This is a genomic window from Roseimaritima sediminicola (assembly GCF_009618275.1).
GTDB lineage: Bacteria > Planctomycetota > Planctomycetia > Pirellulales > Pirellulaceae > Roseimaritima > Roseimaritima sediminicola.
In genome coordinates, this window is the sequence record NZ_WIAD01000018.1 from 43,166 (window position 1) to 58,463 (window position 15,298).

The 15,298-nt window shown below is 62.6% G+C and carries 13 protein-coding genes; 1 reads left to right on the forward strand and 12 read right to left on the reverse strand.

Going from position 1 to position 15,298, the window contains the following annotated elements; translation table 11 throughout:
* Positions 1-43: 43 nt before the first annotated feature.
* The 11 genes from GE027_RS11010 to GE027_RS11060 form a co-directional block, all read right to left on the reverse strand.
* Positions 44-1,315, reverse strand: coding sequence for a prenyltransferase/squalene oxidase repeat-containing protein (locus tag GE027_RS11010; RefSeq protein WP_202617389.1), 1,272 nt, complete (start codon positions 1,313-1,315; stop codon positions 44-46).
* Entirely contained in the window at positions 1,305-2,639 is a 1,335-nt protein-coding gene (locus tag GE027_RS11015; RefSeq protein WP_153557247.1) for an efflux RND transporter periplasmic adaptor subunit, read from the reverse strand. The genes GE027_RS11010 and GE027_RS11015 overlap by 11 nt, the downstream gene beginning before the upstream one ends.
* 56 nt (positions 2,640-2,695) lie before the next feature.
* The gene (locus tag GE027_RS11020; RefSeq protein WP_162006681.1) at positions 2,696-4,084 is read right to left on the reverse strand and encodes a hypothetical protein; all 1,389 of its coding nucleotides are present in this window, start codon (positions 4,082-4,084) and stop codon (positions 2,696-2,698) included.
* Positions 4,059-4,712: a hypothetical protein gene (locus GE027_RS11025; protein WP_153557249.1), complete on the reverse strand. Its 654-nt coding sequence runs from the start codon at positions 4,710-4,712 to the stop codon at positions 4,059-4,061. Before GE027_RS11025 ends, GE027_RS11020 begins: the two co-directional genes overlap by 26 nt.
* A gap of 60 nt (positions 4,713-4,772) precedes the next feature.
* Positions 4,773-6,359, reverse strand: coding sequence for a serine/threonine protein kinase (locus GE027_RS11030; RefSeq protein ID WP_162006682.1), 1,587 nt, complete (start codon positions 6,357-6,359; stop codon positions 4,773-4,775).
* Between the two features lie 73 nt (positions 6,360-6,432).
* Entirely contained in the window at positions 6,433-10,326 is a 3,894-nt protein-coding gene (locus tag GE027_RS11035; RefSeq protein WP_153557251.1) for an FtsK/SpoIIIE domain-containing protein, read from the reverse strand.
* Positions 10,327-10,328: 2 nt separating this feature from the next.
* Entirely contained in the window at positions 10,329-10,574 is a 246-nt protein-coding gene (locus GE027_RS11040; protein WP_162006683.1) for a hypothetical protein, read from the reverse strand.
* A complete protein-coding gene (locus GE027_RS11045) occupies positions 10,574-11,062 on the reverse strand; it encodes a hypothetical protein (protein ID WP_153557253.1) in 489 nt (162 codons plus the stop codon). Before GE027_RS11045 ends, GE027_RS11040 begins: the two co-directional genes overlap by 1 nt.
* 6 nt (positions 11,063-11,068) lie before the next feature.
* Positions 11,069-11,338, reverse strand: coding sequence for a WXG100 family type VII secretion target (locus tag GE027_RS11050; protein ID WP_153557254.1), 270 nt, complete (start codon positions 11,336-11,338; stop codon positions 11,069-11,071).
* Positions 11,335-12,294, reverse strand: coding sequence for a tetratricopeptide repeat protein (locus GE027_RS11055; RefSeq protein WP_153557255.1), 960 nt, complete (start codon positions 12,292-12,294; stop codon positions 11,335-11,337). Before GE027_RS11055 ends, GE027_RS11050 begins: the two co-directional genes overlap by 4 nt.
* Positions 12,295-12,404: 110 nt before the next feature.
* Positions 12,405-13,493 (reverse strand): acyl-CoA dehydrogenase family protein, encoded by a 1,089-nt coding sequence (locus GE027_RS11060; protein ID WP_153557256.1) that lies wholly within the window; start codon positions 13,491-13,493, stop codon positions 12,405-12,407.
* 156 nt (positions 13,494-13,649) lie between these two features.
* Between GE027_RS11060 and GE027_RS11065 the strand changes: the two genes are divergently transcribed.
* Entirely contained in the window at positions 13,650-14,537 is an 888-nt protein-coding gene (locus GE027_RS11065; protein ID WP_153557257.1) for an NAD(P)H-hydrate dehydratase, read from the forward strand.
* Between the two features lie 23 nt (positions 14,538-14,560).
* Here GE027_RS11065 and GE027_RS11070 read toward each other — a convergent pair whose 3' ends face one another.
* On the reverse strand, positions 14,561-15,229 hold the full coding sequence (locus tag GE027_RS11070) for a PEP-CTERM sorting domain-containing protein (RefSeq protein ID WP_153557258.1): 669 nt from the start codon (positions 15,227-15,229) through the stop codon (positions 14,561-14,563).
* Positions 15,230-15,298 lie beyond the last annotated feature (69 nt).

Sequence of the window (15,298 nt, forward strand, 5' to 3'; positions counted from 1 at the left end):
GAGTCGCCTTTCGCTCCGCCGAAAGTAGCCGCCCCCGGTTCCACTACTGTGGTCGGCACCGCTTGAGGGTCATCAGCGCCATGGCCGTGCCGTATTGCTGGTGGTAATCGTACAGCGGATAGTCCCACCAACAGCCGTTCTTCTCCTGCTTGTCCAGGATCAACCGGGCCACCATCGCTTGATAGGGCGGTCGATCTTCTTCAGGCAGCAGCTCGATGCAGTACCCCGCATAGTAATGGCCGAAGTAATAAAAATAGCCGGCCACCTGAAACCAGGACTCGTGGGGAATCGGACGTTTCCGTCCGATGTCCAACCACCCGTTGCGTTCATACAACCGATACAGCCAGTGTTTCAAGACATTGTCGGTGATGTTGGTCTTGCCCCACATCCGCAGGGCCGCGTTGCAGCACTGCGAACGTCCGAGACTGCCGCCGGGCCGATTGATACCGCGCATCGGGCGGTCTTTCAGGTATTCGCCGTAGAGGTACGCGAAATCCGGCCGCTGCTGGCGAACCGTCGCCGCGATCGCCCGCTCGGTCACCGCCTCGGGCGGCTCCAGTCCGGCCTGACGAGCCTCGGCAAAGGCGATCAATACGGCTCCGTTGACGAACGAAATCGAATCCGATGTCGGGCGGCGAGCTTGATAGCGAAAGTCGTAGTATCCCCAGCCGCCGTCAACCGATTCGAACCGCGTCAACATGTCGAACTGGCTGCGAATTAATTCGTCCAAAACCTTACGGCGCTCCGCGTCCTCGGGGCCGTACTGCCGCAGCCGCAACAGAGCTTGGATCGCATAGGCGTGCCCCCAGACGTTGTAAATCGCGGTTCCGGTTGCCCGCCGCAACCGCGGCAATTGGTCGACCAACCAGGCTTCCCCCAGCTCGATCGCCGCCTGAGCCTGCGGGTCCTCGTCGGCCACTTCCAACAACGCCGAGAGGCACAGCGCCGTCGTGGCCGTGCGAAACGCGTGATGGGCGCCGGGGACGGGCGCGAAGATGTTCAGGTCTTTGGTATTGGTGGCGGAGCCCCAGGAGCCGTTGGCGTTCTGGTCGGCGATGAGAAAATCGACGCCGCGCTCGATCGCCGACTCCAGCTCGGCTGGCCGTGGCCCATCGACCTGGGGCAACACGGGCGGCTGGGAAAAGTCCAGGGGCGGTAACCGCGCAACGCCGACCTCCTGCGGTGCTGCGTCCTGCGGTGCTGCGTCCTGGGCTGGAACACTTGCACCGCAGAGCCACCAGGCGATCGCCACCGCCCAGGCCATGCTGCTGCGGGGCGGGCCGACCTTTGTCGTTGGCCAGCGATTAACCTTCATCGGATGCCTCCTGCTGGTCGGCTTTCTCGCCCGCCTCGTCATCGTCGGACTTCTCCTCGTCGCCGTCGTTCTCCTCGTCGTCCTCGTTCTCCTCGTCGCCGAACTTGACTTTGACCGACAATCCGGGCACCAGTCGCTGGTGGTTCGGCCGCTTGCCGCCGGGGACGGCCAGCGATAGTTTGCAGTGGAATTTTTTGTTGGCCACGGGCACGGCGTCCACCTGTTTGACGGTCGCTTTGAAGGATTCTTCGGGCAGCACCGAAACGGTCGCCTGTCCCTGCAGTCCCTTGGCCAATTCCGGGACCTGGTCCTCGCTCACCTCCGCCAGAATGCTCAGGTTATCCAGCGAGACGACGGTGTACAGCACCTGTTTGGCGGTCACCGTGTCCTCGGCTTTCAACGTGCTGGGTTTGTCCGCCAGCCGCCCGCGGGTCAGGGCGCCGTGGTACAGCAGTCCGTCGATGGGCGCGCGCAGCGTCAACGCTTTGCGTTCTTCCTTCAGTTGTTGGACCTTTTCTTTTTGGACGTCCAGATCGACGCGTTGTCGCCGCAGTTCGATTTGTTTTTTCTTGCGGGCGGTCTGCAGATCTTGCAGGGTTTTGGCGTGTGTTAATTCCGCGCGATCAAAGGTGTCACGAGCGGCCTCGGTCCGCTGGGGGATCGTCTGCTCGATCGTCCGCTGGTGACGCGTCTTGGCTAGTCGCAAGCGATGCTCCGCCGCTTCGACGGCGTTCTTGGCTCGTTTCAAGACGATCTCTTCGCTCTCCTCGGTCAAGTCGTCCTCGTCATACATTTTCTGCAGTTGCTCGAGTTCTTCCTGAACGTTTTCGAGTGACTGCTGAGCGTTTTTCAGCGAATAATCGGCCGAGGCAATCGCTTCTTCGCGATCAATTTTGTTGTAATTGTCGAACTCCTGTCTGGCTGCCTTGAACGCGCGATCGGCAGCTTGGCGGTCCAGTTGTTGTTGTTTCTGAAACTGTTCCCAGACGAACTCGGCTTCTTCCAACGCCAACTCGGCCAACTGCAAGTCAGCTTGTTCTTTGTCGATCCGGCGATCGATGTCTTCGGTGTCGAACCAGGCGATGGCCTGATCCTTTTTGACTTTCTTCCCATGCGGCAACACACGTTCCAGCGTGAGACTGGTGATTTGTTCGGTGTCGGGAACAATTTCGACCGCCTTGTCCGAGACGATCACACCGTCGATGGTCAGCGAAGCCGCGGGTTTGCCGTTCTGGGCCGGTTCTTCCGCACCGGCGGAACCAGGAACCAGCGTGGCCAGCGTAACCGCGAAGCAGGAGACGATAAAACTGTGGCTGCGGAGCATGGGTACCTCGAGCGTTGCAAAAAAGAAGGCGCCGTCGTTGCGGAGCCCATCTGCGGCTAGTCAAGTTGGATCTTCAGTCGTCCGTGCCTCCTATCATAACCACTAATTCGTCCGCGTCCTTTCCAAATCGTTCGATCGAAGTGCTCGAATTCGTCTCCCCGGTCGCGCGGGGCGAACAAGGTCAGCGGTAGTTCGGGGTCCGGATAATGCGCCCAGACAACATATCCGTCGCGATAGGCGGCGGGATCGTCGTTGCCGTACAGAAGTCGGCGTTCGATGACCGCTTGGACTTCGAACGGCAAATCGACCACGGCGTCGACCAACCGCTTGGTCTGCTGCGGGTCGTCGCGAACCGCCCACAGATGCTGGACGGTTTCTGCAAACGAGAGCGACGTCTGAGGGTCGGCTTCCATCTGGACGTCCGCGGAAGCCGCGAGCGAGACATCCAGCGGTTCGGCTGGCACACCGCCCAATCGGGCTAGCGGGATCACACGCACGTTCGCGCGGTCTTTCCAGTCCGGCCAACTGGGGATGTCGACGTGCACCTCGGTCCGCCACTCCAGACGATTGTCCGCCAGTTCCAATGTATAGGCGGGCGTCTCGGGCAAACGCACCGAGAGAAGCACTCGCTGGAGCTGTTCGGCGGTCCAGACCTGGGGACCACCGGCTTCGGTTTCGTGTTCAAAAACCGTATGACGCCGGGTCTTGCGATTGCTGCCCGAACCCGACACGCACACCTCCTCGCCGATCACCCGCCAGACGACCCGATTGATCCGGATATTGCGTTTGGGTTGGACCCGCAGTTCCGCGCGGAGCTCCTCACCCGGACTCAGCTCCGTCGTATGGACTTCGTAGGCAACCTGTCCCAGCCGGGCCCGCGGCAGGAACCGAAACACAAACCACCACACCAGTGCGATCAAACCGATGGGTACGGCCAGTAGCCAGGCGAACGGGTTGGCGACGATGACGATGGCAAAGATCGCAAAGAACACACATCCCACGACCTTCATCGCGCCGCTGTTCGCCGCCGCGAGATCCGGCGGGGGCAGCAGGCTGGCGGCCTGCAGCGTGGTGGCCGGCAAGACCTTGATCAGATAATCGGTTTTAGGATCGAAGCTCCAGGGGATCACCGCTTTGGCTTCGACCGCGTGATCGACGTTCAGATAGTATCCGTGGTAGGTCGGAGGCCAGGTCGCGGTTTGCAGCTCAAACGCATAACGATACGTCTGACCGGCCAGCCATTGTCCGGTAAAGGCGTTGACGTTCTGACCTACGCCGCCAGTGACGTTTCCAAACCCATGGGTGGTCCAAGATGTCTGCACCTCCAATGCGTTGCACTGCACATTGGCATCGGTTTGGACGATCACCTGCCCCCGTACTGTTTGGCCGGCCACGAACGTATCGACCCCGTCCTCCAGCTCAATCGACAAATGACACTTCGACACAGTCTTTCCCTGCGTATCGCTGAAACCGCTCGTACAGATACTCTTCCATCGCTCGCACGTCCGAACCGAATCGGCCGTGCAAGCGAGCCGCCTCGCTGGTGGCTATCCGCGGGACCGCACGCCGATCGTCCAGTCTCGCCGCTTCCAACCTGCGGTTGAAAATCCGCGTCAATGACGGCGCATCGATCAAAGTATCGACTCGCACGGTGTGGACGGCATAGCCGTAACGGCGCAGCACCCGGCGGAGGTCGACATGGGTTCCCAACACCAACGGCACGCGGCGACGCAGCGTTGTCCGGCGCACGCGGCACGGCATCCGTTGGGCTTCGTCGATCAACACCACGGCGCCCTCCGGGACCGATGGCAGCGGCCCCTGTTCGGGAAAGTAAACATAGGCGGCGTCAGGCAAAGCATAACGCATCGCCAAGAGGTGCGTGGATTTTCCGCGGCCACAATCCCCGACAAATTGGAGGGCCGGCTGGGGGCCTTCCAGCACCGCCAGCCAGCGGTCCAGCGAGACCACGGCCAATTCGGCGCGTTGTCGCGGCGCGCATTCGCCGAATGGATTGTGTCGCAGGTTCAGGCCCGCAAAGGGCAACCATTCGGGAACGCCGGCGAGTTGCTTCACGGCGAGTTGTGTTACGGTGGGGTGCGTTACGGCGAGATGGTTCACAGCGGGTCCGCCGGGTCAGTCGTCTTGGCGTGAGCGATCGTAGGCGTCGCGCAGTTCGGTGAGGTCTTCGTTCTGTTCGGCCAACCGGTGCTCGAGCGCCGCGACGGCGTCGGTCATCGCCGCGGCTCGCTGCGTCGTCTCGGTGATCTGATGCTCGAGGGCGTCGCGTGCTTGCTCGGCCTGCTCGCGTGCTTGCTCGGCCTGCTCGCGTGCTTGCTCGCTGTGCCGCAGCCGCCGCAGCAGGTCCGCTTTCTCGCGCCGCCAGAGCGTCAACTGTTGCTCGGCCAGCCGAGCGTCGTTGGCGATTTTGGCTTCCGCATCGGCCAGCGCGCGCTGCGAATCGATCAAACGCTGCGAAAGGTTTTCGACAAGCGTTTCCAGATGAGCCAGCTGGGTCGCCGCCAGACTGCTGGGAGGCTCGCTGGCGGGAAGGGTCGCGGTGTCATCGCGGTCCGCAGCGACGGCGGCCACGCCTTGCCCGGCGGCCACGGCCGACGAAGAGGTCGACGATTCGGTCGCCACGTCTTCGGTGGGAACCACTTCGCCGCCGCGCGATGTGGTCGCTCGAGCGCGCAGCAGCGCCGGGTAGTCGATGATCAAGGAAGCACGCCGGGCCAGTGGCTGCAGGGCTTGCTGTACCTCGGCCATGCTCTGATAACGCTGCTCGACCTCGCCGGCCAGCATCTTGTGAACGATGCGTTCCAGTGTTTCGGGAATGTCTTCACGATGCTGCCGCAGCGACGGAGGCGGCGCCGACCGCGTGGCAAATTTAATCGGTGCTTTGCCGATCAACAGATAGAACATCGTACTGCCCAGGGAGTAGATGTCCGCGCGACCATCGACGTGTTCTCGGTCGGCCAACTGTTCGGGCGCCAGGTAGTCCGCAAAACCCAGCCGTGCCGGCGGCGGGGAGAACCAGTCGGGATCTTCGGTGCAGTAGCGTACCATCCCAAAATCGATCACCAGCACGCGGCCCGAGGCCAGGGCCATCAGATTGCTGGGCTTGATGTCTCGGTGAACAAACCCTTTCTCGTGGGCGTGCTGTAATCCGGCGGCGGCCTGGGCGATCATGTCGCAGACCACATGCCATGGCAGTCGTTTGCGGATTGCCAACAACTCGCGCAGGTTCGGGCCTTCGACCACGTCGGTCACCAGGTGGGCGGGCCAACCGAGTTGGGGATTCACCTTTTGATAGGCCAGGCCCTTCAGCAGGTTCTTGTGGTTCATCGCCAACAGGGCCCGGCCTTCGACTCGAAACCGCTGGACGGCGCGGGGATTATTGCGACGGCTTTCGCGGAGCATCTTGATCGCCACGCGTTGCTCGCTGCGGGTATCTATTCCCAAATAGATGCGTCCCACTCCACCATCGCTCAACGGTCGCAGTACGCGATACGGACCGAGCGACAGGCAGTGTCCCTGTCCGAGCAGAATCTGCTCGGCCTGAAACGTGGTCAGCAGTCCTTGTTGGACCAGGATGCGGGCGGTGGCCACCGGTTTTGCATGCTGTTTGCACAGCGTCACCGCGTCGACAAACTGCGCATGCGTCAACAGCCCGCTGCGTTTCAGTTCGCCCGCAAACTCCACCTGGCTATGGCTGGACAAGGATTCGGGGCGAGACGAAGCGAGCTGGGACCGGGATCGGGGATTCTGTGTGGGACGAGGATCGGCCACCCGATTACTCTTGACCGCAAGAACGGAGCCACGAGGCGACGTCGTCGGCCGCAGGCAACCGGCAGGGCCGGAACTTCTGCAGTCGACCATCGGCGTCGTCGTACATCAACATCGTAGCAGCCGACAAATCCGCCGCATCGGGGGTATCGATCAACCCGGCCGAATCCGCCGCGCTCAAACGCCCCAGCAGGCGGCATTCCAGATCGTGATGCGCCGCTCGCGGCAGCCAACGGTTCACCGTCTCGGCCGACTGACACGCCAAGAACGTATGCACGCCGACCTGCGGCCCGTCGCGGAGCACGGTCTGCAGCGCGGCCGACGCATCCTGGCCGTTGTCCTCCAGCGAGAACTGATATCGATCGCTCTGACGCAGTTCGCGAAAGCGTTCCAGCGGTGAAATGACCAGCAATAAGGGCGGAGGCACGGGAGCCTCGGGATCCAACGCCGCCAGTCGCGTCTCGACTTCGGCCTGCACCCTCAGGACCTCCGCTGCGCAGTCTCGAGGCCGGACGGGCCGTGTCGGGACGCCGCACTCCGACAACCACTCCGGCAGGGGCGGCTGTTCGTTGTCGCCAGTGCGCACGCCATCGAGGTAGACGATTTGCGGTGGAGTCAGGTTTCGTCGTTGCTGGTCACCGACCAGCGTAGCGATCCAGATTCCCAGCAGACTACTCACGTCCTCGATACGGCCCACCGCCAACACATTGCGACCGGCGGCCCGCGCCAGCGAGAGCACGGTGGGAGGCCCGATCTGCGTCGCTTCGCCCAACAATCCCCGCAGCGTTTGACCGGTTTCTGCCGGCGTTTTCAAGGCGGCTTCGGCAAGGGCCGGTGTCCAGCTGGCCGGACGGTTGCCGGCGAACACCACCGGCGGATCCAGATCGCTGACGCGGCCTGCATCCCGCTGGGTCACGTCGGCCAACATCCGCCGGTGGGCGGCGGAATCCAGCCACGCGACCTGGAAGGGCTGGTTGCCTTCGACCAATCCACTGGCATCGTTGTAGATCGCTTCTCCGGGCCGGCCGATCAAACGCGCCGCCGGGTTGTCATCGCCGAGAATCAAAGCCGCATCGGAATCGCTGCACTGCAGGGCGATCCGCACGGCCATCTGCCCGAGTGTCGCCCGCGGCAAGGAGTAAGAGCCGGCCAGGGACTGGCTGCTGAGGATGACGTGGATCCCAAAGGATCGTCCCTGGCGCACCAGTCGGTCCAGGTACATCGCACAATCGGCCGCGATGCGGTCGTCGCGAACAAACAATTCCTGGAACTCGTCGACCACCAACAGAATCCGCGGCAAAGGTTCTTGGCTACGGGCGCGGTAGTCGGCCAGTTCCGGAGCGTTGGCGTCGCGAAACCGTTCGCCGCGCTGTTGCAATTCCGCATCCAAACGCTGCAGCACACTGCGCCCAAATTCTCTCTCGCTTTCGATGCCGATCACCCGGGCATGCGGCAGCGGATCCTCGGCGTAAACCTGAAACTCCACGCCCTTCTTGAAATCCAGCAGATAGAACTGCAGCTGATCCGGCCGGTACAAGCGGGCGGCCGCGGTGATGATCGTATGCAGCAACGTGCTTTTTCCCGACCCGGTTTTTCCGGCGATCAACACATGCTGACGCACGCCCTCGCCGAGGCTCAGCTGCAGCCGGCGGTGACCGCCCTGCGTACCGATGGGAATCGCCAAGCCGGTTGTCGAGTCGGCGGTTCCGGACCGGTCTTGGGGAAAAATTTGATCCAGCGGTATTTTGACGTGGTCGGCACGAGCGGCCGCCGTTCCGATGGCTTCGACCCAGCGGTTCCGCTGCGCCGGCGACGGCGGCAGGACCGGCCGGAAGGGCCGGTCTTCGAAGCCGGGTTCGTGCAACCGCCAAGTACCTTCGGCTGTGACCTGCAAGCGCAGCCAACGCGGGTCGTCCCGCGGCGGCATCTCCTCCGCCCACGGTTGCTGCGGATCGTTGACCACCAACAGGAACGTGCCGCAGCGGCGAGCGCTGTCAAACAGGGCCCGCAGGTATTCAGCCGACTGCCGCGTCAGGCCAGCGGCGGTTCCCACGGCCGCGACCAACCGATAGGGTTCGGCCAAGGATCCGGCGATCCGGTTGTAGTCTTCCAACGTCGCGTATTGATCACGCAGACAGCTCTGCAGCACATCCTCATTGTGCTGAGTCAATTCATGCAGCCGAGCTTCGATCTGGTCGGGGGCGGCCCACACCCGATGACCGATCAGAGTGGGGTCATGATCGGCCAGGGCCATCAAACCGGCGAAGTGTTGGCCGCGGCCCAGAGGATCGATCAGCGTAAATCGGCAACGTCCCGGGGCCACTCCGGTCAGGGCGTGCCAGAGCACCCCCTGCAGCAACGCCACGGCCGAGTCGGTCTGTGCCGCCGGACAATCGATCAACAATCCGCCGTGCAACCGGCGGTGCAGCACCACCGGCAACTCGGTCGCCTGGTCGTCGCTGGCGGCGGTTTGACCGGCCGGCGAAGGAACCTCTCCGCTGGGCAACTGCACGTGGCCAACCGGCAAGAAGTCCAGCGACTGCTCGGTGCTGAGTGTGGTCTCGTCCCGCCACGCCGGAAAACGTTGCTCGACACGTTCGGGCAACCGCTGCAAACGCTGTCGGCCGCGGCGAACCGCTCGCTGAAGACGGCTTTCAAATTCCGCGAGCTCGCTTTCGTGGCGCTGTTGTTGTTGCCGGGTCCGGGCCGCTTGAGAGGCGTCGAATTGATCGATGGTGGTACGGATGGCCGCGGCCAACGATTCGGCTTTGGCGTGCATTTTTGCGTCGAGCGTCTCGATCTCGGTCGAAAACGTTTCTCCGAGCTGCTCCAGTTCCCCCTGCAGTTCGGTCCGCATCTTTTTCTCTTTGGCATCGATCGCCTGATCGATCGAAGTCAAATTTTCGCGTTTCCAACGCTCGGCAGCCTCTAAGTGAAAATCCCGAGTTTTCAGTAAATCGGCGGCAAAGTCTTTGGCTGTTGCTTCGGCGATCGCTTTGCCGCGATGGTTTGCGCGGCGTGCCATATCCCACATATGCACCGCCCGCGGATAGATTCTCCGAGTCTGACGGCGGAGCGGGATCTGCAGGATTCCCAGAACACCAAGAAACAGAATCAGGGCGATGCCCAGTCCGATCAGGAAGGCGATCAACCAGTGCTCGCGGGCGAACAGCAGAACGCCGATCGACCAAACGACAACGAACAAGGCCGCCCAGGAAGGCAGAATCCAAAACGTGTCGACCAGCTTGGAGGGAGTGCCGCGATACAACTCGCGGAGCGTCTCGCGGATCTGACGATTGGCCAAGTCGATCGCTTCGTTGGCCTGGCGGACGTTCTCCTGCGGCGTTTCCCAGTCGGCCTTGGGCTGCGGTGGCACGTCGGGAAGCCCGTTCAAGCGGCGGCCGACCACATCCCGCACCTCCTCCATCGTCTCGGCCGCGCGAGCCAAGGCTTGATCCAGATGGGCAGCGTCGCGTTGGCGGTCCTCTTCGGGCAGGTTCTTCCGCGCCTCGTACTGTTTCTGCACCGCGGCACAGCGGGCCTGGACCTTGCGGAACACGGTCGCGTGTTCTTCTTTGCGAGCCTGCCGGAAACGTGTGGCCAAGCGGTTCAGGTCCTGTCGCAGACGCATCGTCTCCGATTCGTAGTGGGCGATCTTTTGCTCGTCGGCCTTGTCCCAGGCTTTCAGCAGGGAGTGCCGCTCGGTGCGACACCGCAACATCGTCTGCTCCCGCTCGGCGGCTTGCTGTTGGGCCAAGCGCGTCGACGATTGGTCCAAGCGCGACTTCAGGTGCTGGCGCTGTTGGTCGGCATCGGCCCGACGCTGCTGGAGAGCCCTCAGCAGACACTGCTGGCGATTGGGCGAGAGCAAGCCTACGGGCCCCGGCAAATTGGATGACATCGTTACGGCTCCCGGTGCGGATCATGGAGTTCTCGTTCGGCTTGCTGCAACGCCTGGTGCAATTGATCCACCGCGGCAGAGAGCCGACCGAGCGAACTGGGCAGACGACTGAGGTGTTCCTGCTCGAATCGTTTCTGTCGTTGGTCTCGCCACTCCGCTTTGGTTTCCTGCCAGAGCCGAACAAAATCTTTCCAGTTCCGGCGAAAGCGGTTTTCACCGTCCAGTAAGCGGCCCTGCAGATGCGACATCATTCGGCCTCCGTAGCGGATTGTTGATAGCGCTGCAGAACGTCGATCATCGAGCGCAATTCGGCCTGGACCCGGGGCAGGTCGCCCGCGGCCAGTTCATCGATCTCCGTCAGCGGACCGGCCATCGCCTGGAGCACGTGTTCGATCCGCAAACGTTGCCGGCGACAAGCCAGTTGTTTGTCTTCACACAGTTGCAACCGGCGTTTGGCAAGCCGGACGCGTTTCTTGGCTTCGGTAGCCGGCGGCCGATCGCCGGGCCGCGTCGTGCTCTGCTGCTGTTGAAGGTGTTCCAGCGCCGCGTTCAGGTCCTGCTGGGCCGCGCGGGTTTGCTGTCGCCAATAGGCCGGAGCGTCGACGCCGATCCAATGATCCACCGCCGCGAGCGTCACGCGCAATTCCTGCACCGTATCGTGCAGCCCCTGCGACAGGGCCGCCAATCCGCCCAGCAAGCGGGACAGTACGTCGATATCGCGCACATCACTTTGCATTGGACGCTAACCACGAAGGTAGGTTTCGATCTGGTCCGCTTTGCGAAGCAGATACGGGACGTGTTGCTCGGTAGCGTTTAACAGACGCGTCATCTGTCGCATCTGGTCTTCGAACTCCTGTGCGAACTTGCGTTGTTGTTCGTCCCGCCAGGTTTGCCCCAGTTCGTTCAGGTGACTGGCCAGCGCCGTGTTCCGCTGTTTCAATTCTTCGGCGTAGGCTCGCAGGTGTCCGGCGAAGCGCCGCAATTGTTCGGGATCCGCGATGGCTTGGTTCATACCGATTTTTCCTGCTGCACGATTTTCGACAGATCCAGATCCCGGGTTTCCGGCTCGTTGGCAGCGAGGTTGGTCGAGTCCGAATCGCCGGCGGCCGAATCGTCGGCGGCCGAATCGTCGGCGGCCGAGTCGGCGGTGGTTTGGCGTTTCGCTTCGGCTTCGGCGATCTTCAGAAAACGCTGGTAGCGCCGATAGGATGCGGGAAGACCCAATTGTTGCGCGATCTCCATCGCGGCTCGCAGCGCGGTGATGCGGATACGGGGGGCGGCGGGAGTTGCCCGCCGCAGGCCGGCGGCCCGAAACATCGGCAGGGCCTGAAACATCTCGCCCATCGCCTGGTAACACTGACCGCGGATCAAGAAGGACACCGGACCGAGAGATTCGTCCTGGGTCGCCGCTTCGGCCGCTTCGATCGCCGCTTCAAACAGGCCTTGGTCCTTTAGTGCTTCGGCCAATACGACACGCAACTGAACACAGTCCGGTTCGCGTTGAAGCCGAGCCCGGCAGACGTCGACCCTTCGACACGCCCAGTCGGTGCGGGCTCGTTCCAGTTCGCGATGCGCCTCGGCGGTTCCCAAACGCTGCTCTAGCTCCATGGCTTGACGCAGGTGTTGCAGCGACAGTGCCAGGCAGGCTTCCTCGTGTTGCCACAGCAACTCCGGGTCCTCGGGAAACACTTCCAGGCCCTTGTGCAGGGTCCGCCGGGCTTGCAGAGGGCGTTCCTGTTGGCGATAGATCTCCGCCAATTCCAGGTAGGCCTCCAGGTCGGCCGGTTTGGGTTTGAGATACCGCTCCAGTTCCTGTTGGCGTTGGAGGTCGACGACGGGCGGCGTCTCGACCGCCGGCTCGCGTGGTTCGCGGCGCAACAACTCTTCGGGACGAACCGGCCGCCATCGCCCGCCCTCCAGCGGCCCCAAGTTCGGGGGTGGTCGTTTGCCTCGAGGCTCAGCGGACATATCGCAAACACCGGAAAGCGAAAAGAAAACCACATCGCGACCGCGCCGAAATGCTGATCTATTGTGATTCAAACCCCTGCCCAGGGTCAAATCTTGCCTCCGTGTCCCGTTTATTGTAGACCGACCAGCTCGCACAGGTGGGCTTGTGCGACCGGCTGCGGACAGCTCCAAACCAAGAAGAACAAGGCTTCGCGGCACCAGCGTCCGACCGGGTGATCGGCCACAAAACCGGCTCCCTTGGCGGCGGTCAACGCGGCTTGCGTGGCCCGCAGGACCAGGCGATTGGCTTGGCCACGCAGTTCGCCGAGGTCACAATTTGGGTGACCTTCGGCGGCGTCCAGCAACCGCCGCTCGGCGGCCGAAACGTCGGCGTCCAAGCGGCCCGCGACATCGGCCAGTTCCGCTCGCCCTGCGGCTTGCTCCAGCAGATAATCCGCCGCGGCGCGGGCCAGACCGATGGCCAGAGTCGATGTTTGCAGCCCGCCGGTGTTGCCGCCCTGGCCGGTACGCATCACATCGGCGACCGGGCCGGCCAGAATGTTTTCAGCAGGCACCACCGCCCCGGAAAAGTCCACACGGCCGGTGCAGCTGGACGACAGAGCGACCAGCGGTATCGGCTCCGCAGGACGCACGGCATCCTGATCGCACGGGACCGCCGCCAGGATCTGCGTTCCATCGGCCGCGCTCGCTCCGACCACCAACAGGTCGGCGTGGGCCGCGCCGGTGACCCAGGGTGAGAATCCTTCCAGCCGATACCCATTGCCGCCCAAGCCGGGGACCTGCGGTTCGGGATGGGCCGCCAGTGCGGGGCGTCCCAGATGTTGCCGACTGGTCGTCAGGTGGCTGATCCCGACGGTTGCGAAACTTTCTCCGGCCAACAACGACGGCAACCACCGCTGGGCCACCGAACGGTTCTCGCTGGCGGCGATGCGGCGGCACGCACCCATCCGCTGGGTGATGACAAAAGTGGTCGTCAGGTCCGCCGCAGCCAGTCGAAGGTAGCCCCGTGTCTGGTCCGCCGGACTCCAGCCATACCCGCCGTCCTGCTCGGATAGGAACCAGCGAAACACACCGGCACGGCCACACGCCCGCAGGGCCTCTTCCGGAAAAACCGCCACGTCGTCGCTGACGGTCAAGTCGCGCAGCCGATCGCACAGGCGATCCATCTCGACGGAGTCGGGCGTTAGAATCGGAGCCATGGTCAGGAACCCATCAAAGACACCAAAGTAGCTCGGCTGTCCCCAGCCGAGAAAGAAAAAAAAGCAGCTCGGCTGTCCCCAGCCGAGAAAGATCACAAGACCACACCGACGCGGTTTGCCTTCTCTCGAGCTTTGCACATAAGGACGACCACAGCAATGACGACACGCCCCCCGGAACTGCCGACCGCACCGCGGCGGGACGACGACGCGCACAAGGGATCGTTCGGTCACTTGTTGTTGGTCGCCGGCAGCCGCAACATGAGCGGCGCGGCAAGGCTATCGGGTTTGGCAGCCCTGCGAGGCGGCGTGGGTTTGTTGACGATCGCCACGCCCCGCTCGGCCCAATCCATCGTGGCGATGCAAAATCCCGCCTGGATGACCCTCCCACTGGATGAAGCTGACGACGGACTGGCCGGCGGTGTGGCCGAGCAAATCGAAACCGCATGGCGAGGCAAGCACGCGTTGGCTTTGGGTCCGGGTTTAGGACAAGTCGCCACGACGCAGCAGGCCATTCGCCAGATCTATGCGACCTGCCCGCTGCCGATGGTCTTGGACGCCGATGGGCTGAACGCCTTTGCTCAGGATCCCAGCCAGCTGGCGACGCGTGCCGAGGACGCTCCCCGGATCCTGACCCCACATCCCGGCGAACTGGCCCGGTTGTTGGACTGCGATGTTCAACAGATCCAACAGGATCGCGCGGCCGTGGCGGAGCGTTTCGCCCGCGAGCACCGCGTGACGCTGTTGCTGAAAGGACCGGCGACAATCATCACCGATGGCCGCCGCCAGTGCGTCAACCGGACGGGCAACAGCGGGTTGGCTCGCGGCGGTACGGGAGACGTGTTGACCGGTTTGATCGGAGCCCTGTTGGCTCAGGGGATGAGCCCCTTGGACGCGGGCGTTCTCGGAGCCCACCTGCAGGGCGCCGCCGGCGACATCGCGGCACAGCGTTACACCAAAGAGGCGATGTTGGTAACCGAATTGCTCGACTGCCTCCCCGAGGCCTGGCGTTCCGTCCTGGAGTCACAAGCCGACCGTTCAAGTTAGCGTCGAAGGAGCAATTCACGTTCTCAAGCCGTTTCCACGGCGGCCCGTCGGCGGCGATGGCGCCATATGCCGACCACGGAGAGTACCGAGAGGACCGCGTAAGTCCCCGGCTCGGGGACGCCCGTCGCAGTGGAGCTGAACTCGAGTGATGCTGTTGGACTTGGCTGCAACGTGATGAGAACCGGTGGGTCTTCATCGCTAGCGTAGAATTCCGTTCGATTATCAAAATTGGGGGTGACCGAGAAGGAGCCAGTGGGACCGGTCACTTTGAAGGTTGCCAGAGTAGTTTTCCCATCTACCTCGAGGCCGCCGAAAATCGGTTTGGTAACATTTAAGATATAGGCGGAGTTAAAGTCTGCAGTATCCGAATGCGTCACTAATTCATCAGCCGAGTTATCATCATCGAAAACGATGTCGACGCCGTCCATGTTGCCATCGCCAATCCCGAATGCGAAAGTACCACCCTCGATAAGTTGGTTTCCGTTATCGCTTTCGATCTGGACAACCAGTGTCGCGGTTTCCCCACTCCCAACGCTTACAGAATCTTCGACAAAGCTCAGAATCAAAGCTGCCTCGGTAGCGGTGGGAGCCAAGCACAGGACACCGACGAGGACGAAAAAAAACACGCCGCTCTTGCATGGGCGAGAAATGTGGCTTTGTTTTCTATTTCCGGTAGCCGTTACGTTTTTCATACGATGTCCCTAGTCTCGTTCGGCGAGCAAATCGAAACCCCCTCTGCAGATAGTAGAGCTAGTCGCCAC

Coding starts and splice junctions, on each gene's coding strand:
- GE027_RS11015 (WP_153557247.1), bottom strand. CDS start 2,639: ATGCTCCGCAGCCACAGTTTTATCGTCTCCTGCTTCGCGGTTACGCTG.
- GE027_RS11010 (WP_202617389.1), bottom strand. CDS start 1,315: ATGAAGGTTAATCGCTGGCCAACGACAAAGGTCGGCCCGCCCCGCAGC.
- GE027_RS11060 (WP_153557256.1), bottom strand. CDS start 13,493: ATGGCTCCGATTCTAACGCCCGACTCCGTCGAGATGGATCGCCTGTGC.
- GE027_RS11070 (WP_153557258.1), bottom strand. CDS start 15,229: ATGAAAAACGTAACGGCTACCGGAAATAGAAAACAAAGCCACATTTCT.
- GE027_RS11040 (WP_162006683.1), bottom strand. CDS start 10,574: ATGTCGCATCTGCAGGGCCGCTTACTGGACGGTGAAAACCGCTTTCGC.
- GE027_RS11055 (WP_153557255.1), bottom strand. CDS start 12,294: ATGTCCGCTGAGCCTCGAGGCAAACGACCACCCCCGAACTTGGGGCCG.
- GE027_RS11035 (WP_153557251.1), bottom strand. CDS start 10,326: ATGTCATCCAATTTGCCGGGGCCCGTAGGCTTGCTCTCGCCCAATCGC.
- GE027_RS11045 (WP_153557253.1), bottom strand. CDS start 11,062: ATGCAAAGTGATGTGCGCGATATCGACGTACTGTCCCGCTTGCTGGGC.
- GE027_RS11065 (WP_153557257.1), top strand. CDS start 13,650: ATGACGACACGCCCCCCGGAACTGCCGACCGCACCGCGGCGGGACGAC.
- GE027_RS11050 (WP_153557254.1), bottom strand. CDS start 11,338: ATGAACCAAGCCATCGCGGATCCCGAACAATTGCGGCGCTTCGCCGGA.